The organism is Streptomyces sp. 147326 (assembly GCF_045000215.1).
Taxonomy (GTDB): domain Bacteria; phylum Actinomycetota; class Actinomycetes; order Streptomycetales; family Streptomycetaceae; genus Streptomyces.
Window position 1 is genome coordinate 1,641,888 of record NZ_CP134201.1, and the last position, 16,551, is coordinate 1,658,438.

The window sequence follows — 16,551 nt, forward strand, 5'->3', positions numbered from 1 at the left end:
GGAGGCTGGGTGACCACGAACCGACCATGGAAGGCACCCATGTCTGTGACGACGACCCCCATCACCGACTCCGCACCGCTGACCCGGGAGGCCGGCACCCGGCTGGTGGAGGGCTGGACGGCGCTCTGGAACGGAGACGTCGCCCTCGCCGACCAGATCCTCGCCCCCGGCTTCCGGCTGCACTTCGCTGACGACTTCGACGGCACCGGCTCCGCCCACACCTTCGGCCCGGACGAACTGACCGCGTTCATCTCGGCCAACAGCCTCGCCCTCACCGGCCTGACGTTCGCCGCCGACGCCGCGCCGCTGGTCGACTCCGAGCGCGGAGAGATGGCCTGCCGGTGGATCGAGAGCAACGCCGACGGCAGCGGGGACGTCGTCGTCAAGAGCGGCATCGACATGTTCGCGGTCACGGACGGGCGGATCTCCGCCGTCTGGTCGCTCACCGGCAACCGCCGCTTCGACGCCTGACGCCCACGGCATCCAACTGCGTTCACCTCGGAGGTCATGCCAACCCTTTTTGAGTCGTACGGCAGGAAACGTTGGGGTTCCCCTGGTTCGGGCAGGGGCGGGGGGCTAGGCTTCGCGGAGCCCGATTCACTCGAACGTCTTGTCGACATATGGAGATTCCGCCGGTGCGAGCCGCCGCCCGACCCGATCTCGCCGCGATCTGGCGTCGTGTCGAGGCGCTGTCGGTGCGGCATGGTCAGGATCCGGCCGGAGTGCTGGACGCGGAGCGGCTGAGCCATCTGTCCGGGGTCGAACCCGGGCGCATAGCGCAGGTGGTGGCGGGCACGGCGGCCGAAGTGCCGCTGGAGCAGCGCGTGCACCAGCGGTTCCTGCGGCTGCGCGCCACCCGCCGGGACAAGCACGGCCGGGAGTGGCCGCTCGCCGCCATCGCCGACGACTTCGACGCGCCCGGGGCCTCCCTCGGGCCGCTCAACGCGGGCACCGGGCTGCCGCGCATGGGGCACGCGGCGGGCGTGCAGCGGTTCTTCGGGGTCTACGCCGGCTTCCTGCTGGCCGACAGCAAGAGTGCGGTGGAGCGGGCCCTCGCCCTCTCGGACACCGCCACCGTCCCGGACGGCCGGGACGACCTGGAGCACCTGTCGTACCTCACCGGCATGACCCCGCGGGCCATCCGGCTCACCCTCGACGGCGAGCCGCCCCGGCTCCCCCTCAAGGAGCAGGTGCACCACCGGTTCGAGCACCTGCGCCGGACCCGCGTACGGGAGGACGGCCAGGCCCATTCGCTGGCGGCCATCGCCAAGTCCTTCGACGCGTCGGGCCAGTCGCTGACCCGCGTCGCCCAGGGCGAGGGCCTGCCGAACCTCGCCGCGGCCGCAGGGATCCAGCGGTTCTACGGGGTCGAGGGCGGTTTCCTGCTGGCCGACGACACCGAGGCGCTCGCCACCGCACTCGCCCTGATCGAGGCCGAACTGGAGTCCGCTGAGCGGGAGCAGGAGAACCCGATGCTGGCCGTGCTGCGGGCGCACGACGTACGGAGCATCGTGACGCGGGCCGGCCGGCTCTCCCCGCGGGGCTGGAAGTCGCTCGCCGACCACTTGGACGACCTGCTCGCGCGGGAGGGCCGGCTCGGCCGTCCGGCGGAGCCCGACGAGGGGGGAGCGCCATGAGGACCACACGGGCGATGCGCAGGCTCGGCGGGGATCTGCTCGCCGACGCGCGGCTCACGCCGCCCGCCTGCGCCGCCGAGATCATCGGCGCGCTGTGCACCGCGTACGGCCGGCGGCGCGGTGGACGGAAGGTCGACTTCCGCTTCGCTTCCTTCCCGCCCGACACGGCCAGCGGGCTGTGGCTGGAGATGGACGCCCGCGATCTCCTCGTCATCGAGGAACACACCCGCCCCGAGCACCAGCTCGTCATCGCCTGCCACGAGTTGTGGCACGTCGACGAGGGCACCTGCGACAGCCACGGGCCGGGCATGGCGGTGGCCGCGCGGCTGACGGGCGCCGCGGGCGACACGGACGGCCGGGGCGGCCTCACGGAGCTGCTGCAGTCGGACACCGGTCTGGGCACGGTGGTCCGGCAGGCCGCCGCCCGCGCGGACCGGGAGGACCCCGCGGAGGTCCGGGCCGAGATCTTCGGCCTGTACCTCGGCAAACTCCTGAAGCCCTATCTGCCGCCTCCCCGGGAAGAACAGGTCCCCGAGGCGATCGAGCGCATCAAGTCCTCGCTCGGCTGGGGGCGTTGAGCGTCACGCCGGTGACGAGCACGCCGCCCCCGCCGCACCCCCTGCGCCGATGCCCTCAGCACGGCCCTGACAGAGAGCACGACACGATGACCCAGCCTTCCCCGCCCCGCCACGCCGTCGTCATCGGCGGCAGTCTGGCCGGCCTGCTCGCGGCCGCCGTCCTGGCCGAGCACGCCACGGTCACGATCATCGACGCGGACACCCTCCCGGAGAGCCCGGCGCCGCGCCGCGGACTGCCCCAGGCCCGGCACGTCCACGTCATGTGGTCCGGCGGGGCGCGCGCGATCGAGGACATCCTGCCCGGCATCACCGAGGACTGGACGGCGGCGGGAGCGATCCGCCGCAGCCTGCCCACCGACCTGGTCACCAAGACCGCCGAGGGCTGGCTCCCGCGCTGCGCGGAGATGCAGTTCAACATCTCCTGCAGCCGCGACCTCCTCGACTCGGTCGTCCGCGCCCGGGTGACCGCCCTGGAAGGGGTCTCCACGCTGCAGCAGAGCCGCGTCCGCGGCCTGGAGGGCACGGCTGCCCGGATCACCGGCGTCCGCGTCGACACCCCGGAGGAGGAGGGCAGATTCGTGCCCGCCGACCTCGTCGTCGACGCGAGCGGGCGCGGCTCGCGCGCCCGCACCTGGCTGCAGGAGCTCGGCGTCGGCGGCATCCGGCAGGCCGAGGTCGACTCCGGCCTGGTCTACGCGACCCGCATCTTCGAGGCGCCCCCCGGAGCCCACGATTCGGGCTTCCCGATAGTCAACGTGCAGTCCGACCCCCGCGTGCCCGTACCGGGCCGGACGGCCACCATCGTGCCCATCGAGAACGGCCAGTGGCAGGCCACCCTCTCCGGCACCCGCGGCGGCCAGCCGACCGGCGACCCCGACGAGTTCATCCCGTTCGCCAAGGGCGTCCGGGACCCGATCGTCGGCGAGCTCCTGGAGGGCCGCAAGCCCCTCACGGACGTGGCCGTCACCAAAGGCACCGCGAACCGGCGGATCTTCTTCGAGAAGGTCGAGCTGCCCGACGGCTTCTTCGCCGTCGGCGACTCGGTCGCCACCTTCAACCCGCTGTACGGGCAGGGCATGACCGTCGCGGCCCAGGGGCTGCTGGCCGTACGCGCCCTGCTCCGGGCCCAGGGGCTCGCCCACCCGGCCTTCGGGCGCGAGGCGCAGCGCGCGATCGCCCCGCAGGTGGCCACCGCCTGGGACCTCGCCACCTCGCAGGACATCCTCTACCCCGGCGCCACCGGCATGAAGCCGCGGACCGGGGCCGGGCTGCTCAACGCGTACGTCAGCCGGCTGATGACGGGGGCCACCACCCAGCAGGAGCTGACCGCAGCCTTCCTCCGGGTCATCACCATGAGCAGCACGCCCGCGCACTGGCTCAAGCCGTCGGTGGTCTGGAACGTCCTGCGCGCCTCCGACCGCGGCGCGCTGAAGGCGCCGCCGCTGACCGCCGCCGAACGGACGGTCGCCGGGCTCGACCAGCGGGCGGATCCGGCCGACCCCGTCGGCCGGCCCCGGTGAAGAGCGGCCTGATCCTCTACGTGCCCGGGGCGCTCCTGGTCCTGATCCTGCTGGTCAAAGCGCCCACCCTGCGCCGGAGGTGGGACCAGCCGCCGATGCGGGCCGTCTGCGCACTGCTGGTCATGGGCTGCCTCGTCCTGATCCTGGCGGCGCCGCCGACGATCGCGGCCGTCAACCGCTTCACCGGGGTGGCCAACTTCTCGGCCCCGCTGGTGTTCGGCCTGATCACCGCGTTCTCCGGGTCGTGCGTCGTGCTGGTCCTGCAGTGGGGCGGCGGCCCGCCGGCCGTGGTGCGCCGGGCCACCCGGCTGACGGTGGCCGTGTACGGCGGGGTCACGGTGGCGATCGTCGTCCTCTTCGCGATGGGCGAGGCGCCCGTGGAGCGCCTGCGGGACCTGGACACGTACTACGCCGACACCCCGTGGATCCGGGAGATGATCGTCTGCTACCTGCTGGCGCACACCGTCGGCAGCTCGGCACTGACCGTGCTGACCGGGCGGTGGCTGCGCCGCACCCACCCCTCCCTGCGGCCGCTGCGCACCGGGCTGGCCCTGATCATGACCGGCGGGCTGCTGGACCTCGGCTACCTCGTCGCCAAGTGGACCGCGCTGGGCGCCCGCTGGAGCGGCCGCGACTGGGACGGCCTGTCCACGGACGCGGCGCCGCCGCTGGCCGCGGGGGCGGCCCTGATGGTGGCGACCGGCTTCATCGTGCCGCTGATCGGCGGGTCGGCGACCTGGCGGGACTTCAGCGAGTACCGGGGGCTGCACCCGCTGTGGAAGGCCCTGCGGGGCTTCGCCGCGTCCAGTGTGCGGACGGTTCCGCTCACCTGGTGGTCACCGGTCGGGATCCGGCTGATCCACCGCGAGTCCGTCATCGACGACGGGATCCTGGCCCTCACCCGCTGGTTCGACCCGGCCGTGCGCCGGGCGGCGTACGAGGCCGCGCGCGGGCAGGGCATGAGCGAGGCCCGGGCCGAGGTCGTCGCCGACGCCGCCATGCTCGCCGCGGCGTGCGGCCGCAGGACCGCGGCCGCCACCGCTGCCACTGCCACTGCCACTGCCATCGAAGCGGATGCCGTCACCGCCGGAACGGACACCGGCTCCGTACCGCCCCGGCTGTCCGGCCAGCCCCTGACCGCCCTGGCACGCGAGTTCCGCGCCTCCCCCATCGTCGCCGCCGCCCGGGCCGCCGCCGTACGGGCATAGGGGCCGCCGCCGGGGGTCCCCGCCCCGGGAAGCGGGACGGCCCCGGACCCGAGGGCCCGGGGCCACGTCCTCGTACGCGCGGCGCGGTCAGAGCTCCGCGAGGTCCAGACCGGCCTGCGCGGCGGCCGCCCGGACGGTCTGCTCCAGCAGGACGGCGATGGTCATCGGGCCGACACCGCCCGGGACCGGGGTGATCAGCGAGGCGCGCGCGGCGGCGGACTCGAAGTGGACGTCGCCGACGTTGCCCTCGTTGTACCCGGCGTCCAGGACCACCGCGCCCGGCTTGATGTCCTCGCCCCGGATGAACTCGGCCTTGCCGACGGCGGCGACCAGCACGTCCGCCTGGCGCACGATCGACGGGAGGTCCCGGGTACGGGAGTGGCAGTAGGTGACGGTGGCGTTCTGCTCCAGCAGCAGCATGCCGGCCGGCTTGCCCAGGATGGCGCTGCGGCCGACGACCACGGCGTGCTTGCCGGTCAGGTCCACGTCGTAGGCGGCGAGCAGGCGCATGATCCCGCCGGGGGTGCAGGAGACGAAGCCCGGCAGCCCGAAGCCCATGGCGGCGAAGGAGTGCATGGTGACCCCGTCGACGTCCTTGCCCGGGGCGATGGCCTCGAAGGCGGCGCGCTCGTCGATGTGGTGCGGGACGGGGTGCTGCAGCAGGATGCCGCTGATCTCGGGGTCCTCGGAGAGCGCGGTGAGGGTGGCCACCAGCTCCTCGGTGGTGGTCCCGGCCGGCAGCTCGACGTGGCGCGAGGTGATCCCGGCCTTGGCGCAGCGGTTCTGCTTCATGCGCACGTAGGTGACGGACGCGGGGTCCTCGCCGACCAGCACGGTCGCGAGGCAGGGCGCGGTGCCGGTGCGCTCGGTGATCTTCGCCGCGTAGGCGGCGGTCTGCTCCGAGATGCGGCGGGCGAGGGCGGTGCCGTCCATCAGCCGAGCGGTTTCGGCGGCGGCCCGGGCGGGCTGGGCAGTCTGGGCAGTCGTCACGGGGTCTCCTGAACGTCGCTGCGGATCGCGGTTCGCCCAGGCGCGCGGCAGTCGACGTACCGGAGGTCCGGATATCCGCAGGTCCGGAGGCCGCAGGTACGCCGGGCCGCTCCCCGGTGGTGATCCACCCGAACGCCAGTCACGGCCCGCGTCCACTGTAGTCGACATATCCGGTGGATGACTGGCGCCCGACCTGGGACGATCGATACATGACGCGCACTTTCGACCATCTTGTCGCCGAGGCCGAGTCCGTCTCCGTGGACGGCTGGGACTTCTCGTGGCTCGACGGCCGGGCCACCGAGCAGCGCCCCTCCTGGGGGTACCAGCGGCTGCTGGCCGAGCGTCTGTCCCGGGTCCGGTCGGCACTGGACGTCCAGACCGGCGGCGGCGAGGTCCTCGCCGGGTCCGGGCCCCTGCCCCCGCTGATGGCCGCCACCGAGTCCTGGCCGCCCAACATCGAGAAGGCGACCCGGCTGCTGCACCCGCTGGGCGCGGTGGTGGTCGCCGATTCGGACGAGCCGCCGCTGCCCTTCGGCGACGAGGCCTTCGAGCTGGTGACCAGCCGGCACCCGGTGACCATCTGGTGGGAGGAGATCGCGCGGGTGCTGACGCCGGGCGGCACCTACCTCTCGCAGCAGGTCGGTCCGGCGAGCGTCTTCGAGCTCGTCGAGTTCTTCCTCGGCCCGCAGCCGGAGGAGGTCCGGCGCGGCCGGCACCCCGACGACGCGGTCGCCGCGGCCGCCGGGGCCGGCCTCGAAGTCGTCGATCTGCGCTCCGAACGCCTGCGCACGGAGTTCCACGACGTCGGAGCCGTGATCTACTTTCTGAGGAAGGTGATCTGGATGGTGCCCGGCTTCACGGTCGGGCAGCTCCGGGACCGGTTGCGCGAGCTGCACGAACAGATCGAACGCGAAGGACCGTTCGTCGCGCACACCGCCCGCTTCCTCATCGAGGCCCGCAAAAAGGGCTGAAAGGAGGGTGGACGGAATCACGCCGGATCGGGTTGCGCGGCCACAGCGTGGCGCAGGTCACTCAATTCAGCGCGTAACGAATCGACTCGGGCATGCGATGAACCGACAGGTGTCCTCGCGCGGCCCGGAATACAGACCCCCCTCGGGTCTGTTTCCCGAGTTCGCGCGATGATGTCCCGCCCACCCCTTATCTGTTCGCAACGAGAGGCTCCTTGTGTCGCTCAGCCCGTCCCGTACGTTCCCTCCGGAGATCGCCGAATCCGAGGCCCTGGTCGCGCTTGTAGAGCGCGGCCGCGAGCAGGGTCACATCAACGGTGACGATGTGCGCCAGGCCTTCGAGGCCGGCCGCATCCCGGTGGACCAGTGGAAGCGGGTCCTGCGCAGCCTGAACCAGGTCCTGGACGAGGAGGGTGTCGCCCTCCACGTCAGTGCGGCCCCTGCCACCAAGGCTGCCGCGAAGAAGCCCCGCAAGGCGGCCGCCGCCCCGGCCCGTACCGTGGCCAAGAAGGCCGCCGCCACGCCGCGCCCCATCGGCGCGCGCAAGACCTCGGCCGCCAGCACCGCCACGGCCTCGGCGATATCCGCATCGCCGGCCGCCGCCACTTCGGACGAGGCGTCGGCCGAGGCCGCCGCCGAGCCGAAGAAGCGCACGGTCAAGAAGACCGCCGTGAAGAAGACCGCCGTGAAGAAGACCGCCGCGGCGAAGAAGACCAGCGCCAAGGACGCCGACGAGGGCGAGACCCCCGCGGCGGAGGGCGAGGACTGGGCAGCCGAGGACCTGGCCGACGAGGCCGAGGAAGGGGCCCCCAAGGCCGGCGGCACCCAGGGCTTCGTCCTGTCCGACGACGACGAGGACGACGCCCCGGCGCAGACGGTCATGGTGGCCGGCGCCACCGCCGACCCCGTCAAGGACTACCTCAAGCTGATCGGCAAGGTGCCGCTCCTCAACGCCGAGCAGGAGGTGGAGCTCGCCAAGCGCATCGAGGCGGGTCTCTTCTCCGAGTACAAGCTCGAAGAGGAGGAGGACCACAAGCCCGCCTTCAAGCGCGAGCTGGAGATCCTCGTCGAGGACGGCCGCCGCGCGAAGAACCACCTGCTGGAGGCCAACCTCCGTCTCGTGGTCTCCCTCGCCAAGCGCTACACCGGCCGCGGCATGCTCTTCCTGGACCTGATCCAGGAGGGCAACGTCGGTCTGATCCGCGCCGTGGAGAAGTTCGACTACACCAAGGGCTTCAAGTTCTCCACGTACGCGACCTGGTGGATCCGGCAGGCGATCACGCGTGCCATGGCCGACCAGTCGCGCACCATCCGCATCCCCGTGCACATGGTCGAGATCATCAACAAGCTCGCCCGCGTGCAGCGCCAGATGCTCCAGGACCTGGGCCGTGAGCCCACCCCGGAGGAGCTGGGCAAGGAACTCGACATGACCCCCGAGAAGGTCATCGAGGTCCAGAAGTACGGCCGCGAGCCGATCTCCCTGCACACCCCCCTGGGTGAGGAGGGCGACAGCGAGTTCGGTGACCTCATCGAGGACTCCGAGGCGGTCGTGCCCGCGGACGCGGTCTCCTTCACCTTCCTCCAGGAGCAGCTCCAGTCGATCCTGGGCACGCTCTCGGAGCGCGAGGCGGGCGTGGTCTCCATGCGGTACGGCCTCAACGACGGCCAGCCGAAGACCCTGGACGAGATCGGCCGCGTGTACGGGGTCACCCGTGAGCGCATCCGCCAGATCGAGTCCAAGACCATGTCGAAGCTGCGCCACCCGTCGCGTTCGCAGGTGCTGCGCGACTACCTCGACTAAGCCGTCAGGCCAGTCGGAAGACGGGCCCTCGTGGGGTGAACGGCAGGGGAGCGCCCTGCGGAACCAGATAGGCGTGCTCGCGCCGGATCCGCAGGGTGTCGCACCACCCGTCCGTGATCACCAGCACCGGGGCCGCGGGCGGGAAGTCCTCCGACCGCTGCAGCAGGTCGATGCCCGGCTGCAGCACGGTCCCGCCGCGCCCCCGCACCCGTACACGGCCCGCGATCTCGGCGGGCGGCAGATAGCCCGCGTCGTACGGCGCCGCGTCGCAGAAGACGACGCGTGCCGCCGGTACGTCGCGGGCTTCCGCGTACGAGGCGATGGCGCCCAGCGCCTTGCCGAGCAGGGCGGTGTCCATCGACCCGGAGGTGTCGAGCACCACCCCGAAGGTGCAGCGGGCGATCTCCTGCGGCGGGAAGTACCGGCCCGCTCGGGGGATGTCCGGGGTGGAGGCCTGGCGGCGCGCCGGGCGCGCGTAGGACCGTACGGCCTCCGGCCGCGGCACGTACTCGTCGAACCAGCGGGCGAGGCGGGCGTCCCAGGGGACGGGCGGGTGGGCGAGCGCCCGGATCTCCTCGACGAGGCCCGCGGGCAGCAGCCCGCGCTCCCCGTATCCGTGCAGGTCGAAGCCCTGGACCAGGCCGCGCCGGTAGAACTCGTCCAGGTCCGTGTACGGGCCGCTGCCCGGGTGGGCCAGCGGCTCGCCCAGGATGTCCCCGAGGCCCTTGCCGCGCAGGGTGGCGAGGCGGCGCATGCGGCGCAGATCGGTGGTGATCCGGTCGTAGACCTCCTCGACGGACAGGTCCCGCAGCGCGGGGTCGTGGAGCAGCCCTTCGGGCATCGTGCCGACGCCCATCTCCACGAGCCAGCCGTTGACCACGTAGTCGGCGGCGACGTTGTGCAGGTACGGGTCGCGGGCGCCGCAGCGCTCGCCGTGGCGCAGGGCGGCGTGCAGCATCTCGTGGGCGAGGACGAACCGCCATTCCTCGTCCTCGAAGGTGCGCAGCGGGTTGATGTAGATCTCCCCGGCGGTGGCGCTGACGGCGGCGACGGAGATGTTCCGGTCACGGGCCAGTCCGGCGTCCGCGACGACGGTCAGTCCGGCGGCCAGCCCGCCGAGCAGCGGGTACGAGGAGACGAACCAGTTCAGCGCCCGGTCCCAGGGGCGCTGGCGGACCCGCTCTCCCGTGACCCGGTCGCGGCGGCCGCCGGCGACGTCCATGGCGGCGGAGACGCTGCGGGTCAGGGCGTGCGCGAAGGCGGTCTCCCAGTCGGGGACCGGCGTGTTCTGCACCGCGTTCCAGGCCTCCAGGACCTGGTCGGGGTGGTCCCCGGAGGTGCCGCAGCGCTCGTAGGCGGCCGGGATGCCGTCGCGGCGCCAGCGGGCGGCGAGCAGCTCCTCGTCGCCGCCGGGGTACGCGGCGGGCAGGTGGTCGGGTGCCCGGCCGACGGGGAAGGTCAGCAGGAAGCGGTTGACGACGGCGCAGCGGGCGGCGACGTCGAAGCGGTCGGGCTGGGGGCGGTGCCGGTCGGCGGCGGCGGGTACGTGGCCGAAGCCGAGGTGGAGCAGGGCGTGGGCGATCGTCCAGGCCCATTCCGCGGGTTCGGCGCGCTGGGTGGGGTGGACGTGGATCCTGCCGTTGGAGGTAACGACGGCCAGTCCCCCGACCGGGTTGACCGGGCACTCGGCCTGGCGGCAGATCTTGGCGTCGACCGCGCCGAGGGCCGGGTTCCGCTTGACCAGGGTCAGGCCCTCGGTGAAGGCCTGGGTGGCGGGGTCGGCCTTGGCCTCCTTGCCGTTCTTGCCCCGCGGGCCGGTCCGGCTCACGCGTCGGCCCCGTTTCGGCGGGCCGGGGCGGTCCGGTCGCCCGCGGCCGGGCGGGGCCGGCTCACCGGCGGGCCTCGACCAGCCGGGGCATGTCCCGGGCGGCCTCGACCAGGAACCAGGCGGGCAGCACGGGCAGGCCGTCGGCGTCGTCGGCGATGACGGTCTGGGCCACCTCGACGGAGATCTCGGCGAGCTGGACGAGCAGCGACTTGAAGCGGTACGCGGACTGCCTCACGGCGGGCGAGACGTGTTCCTTCTGCGCGGGGAGTTCCTTGAGCAGCCGGCCGCGGAAGGACTCGGCGAGATAGTAGAGGAGATCGCGGTCGGCGGGGCGGGTGGGCCAGGAGGCGTCGCCCTTCATGATCGCCTCGATGCCGAAGGTGTGCCGGACGATCTTGGCGTAGCCGCAGAAGGAGACGGCGTGGGCGGGGGTGAGGGTGCCGTGCGCGATCACCTTCAGGGTCTGCTCGTCGAGCTCCGGCCCGAAGGAGTGCAGGGCGTCGGAGAGCATGTGCCAGGAGCGCGGGGTGGAGAAGGGCTCCTCGGTCTTGGGCGGCTGCGCCCAGAGGTGGTCGGGGCGGTCGGTGAGGTGATCGGTGATCCAGGGGTGGATGCCGTTCTCCCCCGCCCAGACGAGCCAGTCGGCGGCCGAGGCCTGCAGGTGGACGTGTGTCAGCCGGTTGACGAGCGCGGAGGCGATGGGCCGGGCGAGCGCGTTGTCCGTGGCCCGGTTGCCGGCGCCGATGACGATGGAGCCGGCGGGCAGCTCGTAGGAGCCGATCCGGCGGTCGAGGATCAGCGAGTAGAAGGCCTTCTGGACGTCGGGGCTCGCGGCGTTGAGCTCGTCGAGGAAGAGGCAGTACGGCTCGTCGCGGGCGATGGACTCGGGCGGGCAGAAGACGGAGCGGCCGTCTCGGATCTGCGGTACGCCGATCAGGTCCTCGGGGGCGAGCTGGGTGCCGAGCAGGCTGACGCACTCCAGGCCCAGCGAATCGGCGAACTTCCGTACGAGCGAGGACTTCCCGATGCCCGGCGCCCCCCAGAGGAACACCGGCCGGACGGTGGCGAGGCCGAGGAGCAGTTCGGGGATCTGGGCGGGAGTGACGGTGACGGCAGCCTGCACGGGCGTGGATGTCCTCGGGGGTTCAGGTGCGTGGTGCGCCCAGTGTGGGCACACCGCGCTCCCCCGGGCATCCGGTTTTCGGGCCCGGCGCTCCCCGTGGCGGTCAGCGCGCGGAGTGCTCCAGCAGGTGTTTCAGCTTCTCCTCGCCGCGGGGCATCTCCTTGCGGACCATGGGCTTGACCACGAGGGGGACGAGGGCCCTGCCCATACCGTGTCCCTCGAAGTCGACGGAGAGGGTGACGCGCGAGCGGGCCCCGCCGTCGAGGGGTTCGATCCTGCCCCGTACGTCCGGCCGGACCGGCCCGTCGACGCCGTGGAGGTGCCAGCTCCGCGGCGGGTCCATGGCCGTGTACTCCATCCTCGTGGGGATCCTCCGCCTGCCGATCTGCCGGGTGACGAGGACCTGGGAACCGACGTGGACGGGGAGGTCCCCCATGGGAACGGCGGACACGGCGCTGTCCTGCCATTCCGGCAGGTGCGTGGGGTCCGTGATGTAGGAGTAGACGTCCTCGGGCGTGCGGTCGATGTCGATGCTCTTGCTGATCGCGGACATGGCGACCCCTTGGAGCCCCCCTGGCCGGCCCCTCCATCCAAACTACCCCGCGGGCGAATCGGTGGCGCGCTGCCTGCGGGCCGCCATCACGGCGTACACGAGGACGCCCGCGAAGAGGAAGAGCACGCCCTGGTAGACGGCCGCGTAACCGGAGCCGGCGACCAGCCACATCGAGAAGGCGAAGGCCAGGCAGGCGAGGACGGCGTCGCGGACCAGGCGGCCGGGCCGGACCCGCTCGGAGCGGCCCGAAGCCAGGAAGTAGATCTGCGCGGCGGTGGAGAGCAGGTACGGAACGGTCGCGGTGAAGGTGGTGACGAGGACCAGGACCTCGAAGACGCGCTGCGAGCCGACCGTGTAGTTGTAGACGGTCAGCGCCGAGGCGAGGGCGACCGTGACCAGGACGCCGGCCACGGGGACGCCGCGCTTCTTCGTCTCGAAGACCTTGGGGAAGAGTCCGTCCTTCGCGGCGGCGTACGGGGTCTGCGCGCTGAGGAGGGTCCAGCCGTTGAGCGCGCCCGCCATCGAGATCACGGCGGCGCAGGCGACGGCCGTTCCGCCCCACGTGCCGCCGAACATGGCGTTGACGGCGTCACTGAAGGGCGCCTCGGAGGAGACCAGCTTCTCGTGCGCGACCAGGCCGAAGACGGCGAGGGTGCCGAGCAGGTAGACGGTGGCGGCGCCGACGGTGCCGAGGATCGTGGCCCGGCCGACGTTGAGGGCCGGGTCACGGACCTCGCCCGCGCTGACGGCGGCGGACTCGACGCCCAGGTAGCTGAAGAGCAGGATCGCGGCGGAGGCGGAGACGGCGCCGACCGCGCTCTGGCCGGTGGCCTGGAAGGGGCCCAGGTTGGCGGGGTCGAAGAAGAACAGCCCGCCCACGGCGACGAGCAGCAGCGGGGCGAACTTCAGCACGGTGGAGACCAGTTGGACGGCGCCGACGTACCGGGTGCCGGCCAGGTTGGCTAGTGCCGGGAGCCACTGCACGCAGAGGGCGGCCAGGCACATGGACCACTTGTGCGCGCCGACGGCGGGGAAGAGCACGCCGAGGTAGCCGACGGCCGCCACCGCGAGCGCGGCGTTGGAGACCCAGGTGGTGATCCAGTAGCTCCAGGCGGCGAGGAAGCCGGCGAAGTCGCCGAAGGCGGCGCGGGCGTAGACGTACGGGCCGCCGGTCCGGGGGTGCCGGTTCGCGAGGCGGCCGAAGACGAGGGCGAGGGCGATCGCGCCGAGGGTGAGCACGGCGAAGGCGACGAGGCTGATGGTGCCGAAGGGGGCCACCGAGGCGGGCAGGAGGAAGATCCCGCCGCCGATGATGTTGCCCATGACCAGGCAGGTCGCGACGGGAAGGCCGAAGCGGCGCTCGCCCTGCGGGCGGGGCTCGGCGGTCCCGGGGGCGGGAACCGGGGCCGGAGCCGGGGCCGCGGTGGTGATGGTGCTGGTCATCGGTGGTGCGCCTCTGAGTGTCTCACATGCTGGGCAGGTCGACACATGCTCGGCCACCGCGCGGGCGGTACCAAATCAGCGCGTTTCGTCCGGTGCGGGCACCTCGACGGAAGGAAGGATTCCGCTGTGGACCGCTTCCGGCCGGGGATCTTCCGCCGGCTCAGGCCCCAGGCCGAGCGGGACCTGCGGGCCGTCCGCCTCCCGGAGCCAGCGCCTCAGTACGCAGTGCACCGCCTCCGCGCCCACCGGCTCCTCCCCCGGGTCCGACAGCTCCGTGGGCCACATCAGGAACGGGTGCCCCTGCTCCCCGCCCAGCCCGCCGTGCGAGCCGATCTGCTCCTCGAAGGCGTGCACCGCGCCCGTGTCCGGGTCGTACGCCGAATTCACCATGACGTCGGCCACGTGCGGGAAGGCATCGGTCCGGCGGACGGCCCGCGCCGCGCCGGGGCCGAAGGGGGACAGCAGCTCCTCCGCCTCGCCGGGCACGTCGAGGCGGGCCACCGCCCCGCCCGGGCCCAGCACCACCCCGTCCACCAGCAGGAAGCCCACGCCCGGGTGGTTGGCCAGCGTCGCCAGCAGGGCCGGGTGCGCGCGTTCGACGCGCTCGCGCGAGGCCCGGCCGGGGACGTCCGGGAAGGAGATCAGGGCGAGGTTGCCCGACGCGAGCACCACCGGGTCGGAGCCCGGCCCCGGACGGGCCTCCTCCTCCTCTTCCACCGGCCGGTGCAGGGCCGCGAGCACGGCCGCCCGGGCCTCGGCCCCGCTGCGGGTGCGGCCGGCCCGGCGGGAGACCGGCAGCCCGCAACCCGCCCGGACGAGGTCCTTCAGGGTCAGTCCGTAGCGGCTCAGGAAGGTCTCGCCCGGGCTCTGGCCGTGGTCCGAGAGCAGCACGATCCGGTACTCCCGCGGGGCGTGCTCGGCGACCCGGGCGATCAGCGCGAGGCTCCGGTCGAGGCGCGCCAGCACCCGGTCGGTGTCCCGGCCGCGCGGGCCCGAGTGGTGCGCGACCTCGTCGTAGGCGACCAGGTCGGCGTAGACCGCGGCGCGGCCGGCGAGCATGTCGCCGATCACCGCCGCGACCACCACGTCCCGTTCGACCACGGTCGCGAAGGCCCGGATCAGCGGGTACAGCCCGCCGCGCGCCACCCGCGGCCGGTCCCCGCGGATCCGCGCCCGCAGCGACTGGACGATCTCCCGGCCCACCTCGGCGACGAAGGACACGGCCGTGCGGACGGCGTTGGCCGGATCGGAGAAGTACGCGAAGTAGCCCGCGCGGGACCGGTTCGCCCGGCCCCGCCGGGCCGAGACCGAGAGCACGAGCGCCAGTTGGTCGGCGCCCCCGCTGAACAGGTTTCCCCGGCTGGCCCCGTCGAGCGTGAGCAGTCCGCCGTCCCCGGCGCGCGCGACGGCCCGCCGCTGCAGCTCGGCCGCGCTGGTGGGCCTGTTGCAGACCATCACCTCGCCGGTGTCCTTCTCGTACCAGCGGAAGGCGGGCACGTCGAAGTTGGAGCCGTGCAGGATGCCGAGCTGGCTGGCGCCGGTCTGGCTCGACCAGTCCGTGCGCCAGGGCGTGATCCGGTGGCTGCGGTCCAGCCAGTCGGCGACGGTGGGCATCAGCCCGCTGCCGCAGGCGCCGCGCAGCACCTCGTACCCGACGCCGTCGAGCTGGAGGAAGACCAGGCCGGGCGCTGCCCCGCCGGCCCCGGGCGCGCCCGCCCGGCGCTGCCTGCGGCGGCGCCGGTCGGCGAGCCGGTAGAGGCGGCGCCGGTAGGCCTCGTCGTCGCGCACCGCGAGTGCGGTGGAGGTCGCGGACGCCACCGCGGACATCACGGCGGCCACGACCACCGCGGTCTCGGGGGCCGCCTCGCCCCGCCAGGCGGGGATCAGGCTGAGCGCTATGAGCAGGAGCGAGCCGTTCAGGAAGAAGACGAGCAGCCCGAGGACGAGGGCGGGCACCAGCAGCAGGGCCCGTACGAGCACCGGCCAGACGACCGCGCTCAGCAGGCCGAAGGCCCCCGCGCCCCAGGCGGCGGTGAGCCCGATCTGCGTGATGCTGTCACCGTCGTCGGACTGGAGCCGGAAGTCCGGCAGGATCCCGGCCAGGGCGAGCATGGTGAGGGTGGACACCGCCCAGACGAGGACCACCCGCACCAGGGCGCTGCCCGTGGTCCGCCACCGTCCCCGCCACACGCCGCCACCTCCCGCGAGCCCCGTCCCGGCTTCCAGGCTCGCACAGCCGGGCCCCGCCGGCCGGGTGACACGGAGGGCGCACCGGAGTGCGGAGGGGGCCGGCCGGCGGAGGCCGGTGAGCGGCGGGGACCGCCGCGGCCAGGGGGCCGGTCAGCCAAGGGACCGGTCAGCCAAGGGACCGGTCAGCCAGGGGGCCGGTCAGCCAGGGGGCCGGTCAGGTGCCGTCGTAGCCGGCGGTCGGCATGGACAGCCGGCGGTGCACCTCGGCCTTCATCGCGGAGGTGTACTGCGGCTCCTCGTCCCCGGCGGTCTCCAGCCGTACGCCGCGCCGCTCGCACTCGGCGGTGAACTCCTCGACGGAGCGCAGTGCGCGGGCCAGCACGCGGTGGTTGGCGGCGACGAAGAGGTCGACCTGCCCGGCGTCGATGTCGGACCAGAGCCCGCAGTGGTCGGCACGCAGCCCGTAGAAGAGCAGCTGCTTCGTGACGACGTAGCCCCGGTCGGCGGCCCAGCGCGCGCACATGGCGTGCTGGCCGCGGGTGTCCACGGCGAAGGGGTCGGCGTCCAGGTCCTCGAGCGGGGCCAGGCTGGCGATCGCGGCCACGCGCAACTCTTCCATGCCGCCGGACCCTACTCCGATCCGCCCCCGGAGAGGAGGGGCCCGGCACTTCCGGTTCCGGGCGGATCCCCGGGGCAGCATCTAGGCTCGTGG

14 protein-coding genes are annotated in these 16,551 nt (G+C 73.2%); 7 read left to right on the plus strand and 7 right to left on the minus strand.

Features of this window, described 5'->3' with window-relative positions; genetic code table 11:
- The first annotated feature begins 39 nt into the window (after positions 1 to 39).
- The 5 genes from RIU97_RS07505 to RIU97_RS07525 all read left to right on the plus strand — a co-directional run bounded on the left by RIU97_RS07505 (position 40) and on the right by RIU97_RS07525 (position 4,943).
- Entirely contained in the window at positions 40 to 471 is a 432-nt protein-coding gene (locus RIU97_RS07505) for a hypothetical protein (RefSeq protein ID WP_404954399.1), read from the plus strand.
- A gap of 164 nt (positions 472 to 635) precedes the next feature.
- Positions 636 to 1,637: a hypothetical protein gene (locus RIU97_RS07510; protein WP_404954401.1), complete on the plus strand. Its 1,002-nt coding sequence runs from the start codon at positions 636 to 638 to the stop codon at positions 1,635 to 1,637.
- Positions 1,634 to 2,215, plus strand: coding sequence for a toxin-antitoxin system, toxin component (locus RIU97_RS07515; RefSeq protein WP_404954403.1), 582 nt, complete (start codon positions 1,634 to 1,636; stop codon positions 2,213 to 2,215). The genes RIU97_RS07510 and RIU97_RS07515 overlap by 4 nt, the downstream gene beginning before the upstream one ends.
- An 86-nt stretch (positions 2,216 to 2,301) precedes the next feature.
- The gene (locus tag RIU97_RS07520) at positions 2,302 to 3,735 is read left to right on the plus strand and encodes an NAD(P)/FAD-dependent oxidoreductase (protein WP_404954405.1); all 1,434 of its coding nucleotides are present in this window, start codon (positions 2,302 to 2,304) and stop codon (positions 3,733 to 3,735) included.
- The gene (locus RIU97_RS07525) at positions 3,732 to 4,943 is read left to right on the plus strand and encodes an MAB_1171c family putative transporter (RefSeq protein WP_404954407.1); all 1,212 of its coding nucleotides are present in this window, start codon (positions 3,732 to 3,734) and stop codon (positions 4,941 to 4,943) included. The genes RIU97_RS07520 and RIU97_RS07525 overlap by 4 nt, the downstream gene beginning before the upstream one ends.
- A gap of 87 nt (positions 4,944 to 5,030) precedes the next feature.
- Here the strand turns inward: RIU97_RS07525 and RIU97_RS07530 are convergent, their stop codons facing one another.
- A complete protein-coding gene (locus RIU97_RS07530; RefSeq protein ID WP_404962783.1) occupies positions 5,031 to 5,876 on the minus strand; it encodes a bifunctional 5,10-methylenetetrahydrofolate dehydrogenase/5,10-methenyltetrahydrofolate cyclohydrolase in 846 nt (281 codons plus the stop codon).
- 266 nt (positions 5,877 to 6,142) lie between these two features.
- Here RIU97_RS07530 and RIU97_RS07535 point away from each other — a divergent pair, with 266 nt between their 5' ends.
- Together RIU97_RS07535 and RIU97_RS07540 are read left to right on the plus strand one after the other, a co-directional pair.
- The gene (locus RIU97_RS07535) at positions 6,143 to 6,904 is read left to right on the plus strand and encodes a methyltransferase domain-containing protein (protein WP_404954409.1); all 762 of its coding nucleotides are present in this window, start codon (positions 6,143 to 6,145) and stop codon (positions 6,902 to 6,904) included.
- Positions 6,905 to 7,118: 214 nt separating this feature from the next.
- A complete protein-coding gene (locus RIU97_RS07540) occupies positions 7,119 to 8,702 on the plus strand; it encodes an RNA polymerase sigma factor (RefSeq protein ID WP_404954411.1) in 1,584 nt (527 codons plus the stop codon).
- Positions 8,703 to 8,706: 4 nt separating this feature from the next.
- Here RIU97_RS07540 and RIU97_RS07545 read toward each other — a convergent pair whose 3' ends face one another.
- The 6 genes from RIU97_RS07545 to RIU97_RS07570 form a co-directional block, all read right to left on the minus strand.
- Positions 8,707 to 10,530, minus strand: a complete 1,824-nt coding sequence (locus RIU97_RS07545; RefSeq protein ID WP_404954413.1) for a DUF2201 family putative metallopeptidase — start codon at positions 10,528 to 10,530, stop codon at positions 8,707 to 8,709.
- Between the two features lie 61 nt (positions 10,531 to 10,591).
- Complete coding sequence (locus RIU97_RS07550) at positions 10,592 to 11,653, minus strand: ATP-binding protein (RefSeq protein WP_404954415.1); 1,062 nt, start codon at positions 11,651 to 11,653, stop codon at positions 10,592 to 10,594.
- 103 nt (positions 11,654 to 11,756) lie between these two features.
- Complete coding sequence (locus RIU97_RS07555) at positions 11,757 to 12,206, minus strand: SRPBCC family protein (protein WP_404954417.1); 450 nt, start codon at positions 12,204 to 12,206, stop codon at positions 11,757 to 11,759.
- 42 nt (positions 12,207 to 12,248) lie between these two features.
- Positions 12,249 to 13,649: an amino acid permease gene (locus tag RIU97_RS07560; protein WP_404954419.1), complete on the minus strand. Its 1,401-nt coding sequence runs from the start codon at positions 13,647 to 13,649 to the stop codon at positions 12,249 to 12,251.
- Positions 13,650 to 13,724: 75 nt separating this feature from the next.
- Entirely contained in the window at positions 13,725 to 15,839 is a 2,115-nt protein-coding gene (locus tag RIU97_RS07565; RefSeq protein WP_404954421.1) for a phage holin family protein, read from the minus strand.
- A 214-nt stretch (positions 15,840 to 16,053) separates the two neighbouring features.
- Positions 16,054 to 16,458, minus strand: a complete 405-nt coding sequence (locus RIU97_RS07570; RefSeq protein ID WP_404954423.1) for a hypothetical protein — start codon at positions 16,456 to 16,458, stop codon at positions 16,054 to 16,056.
- Positions 16,459 to 16,551 lie beyond the last annotated feature (93 nt).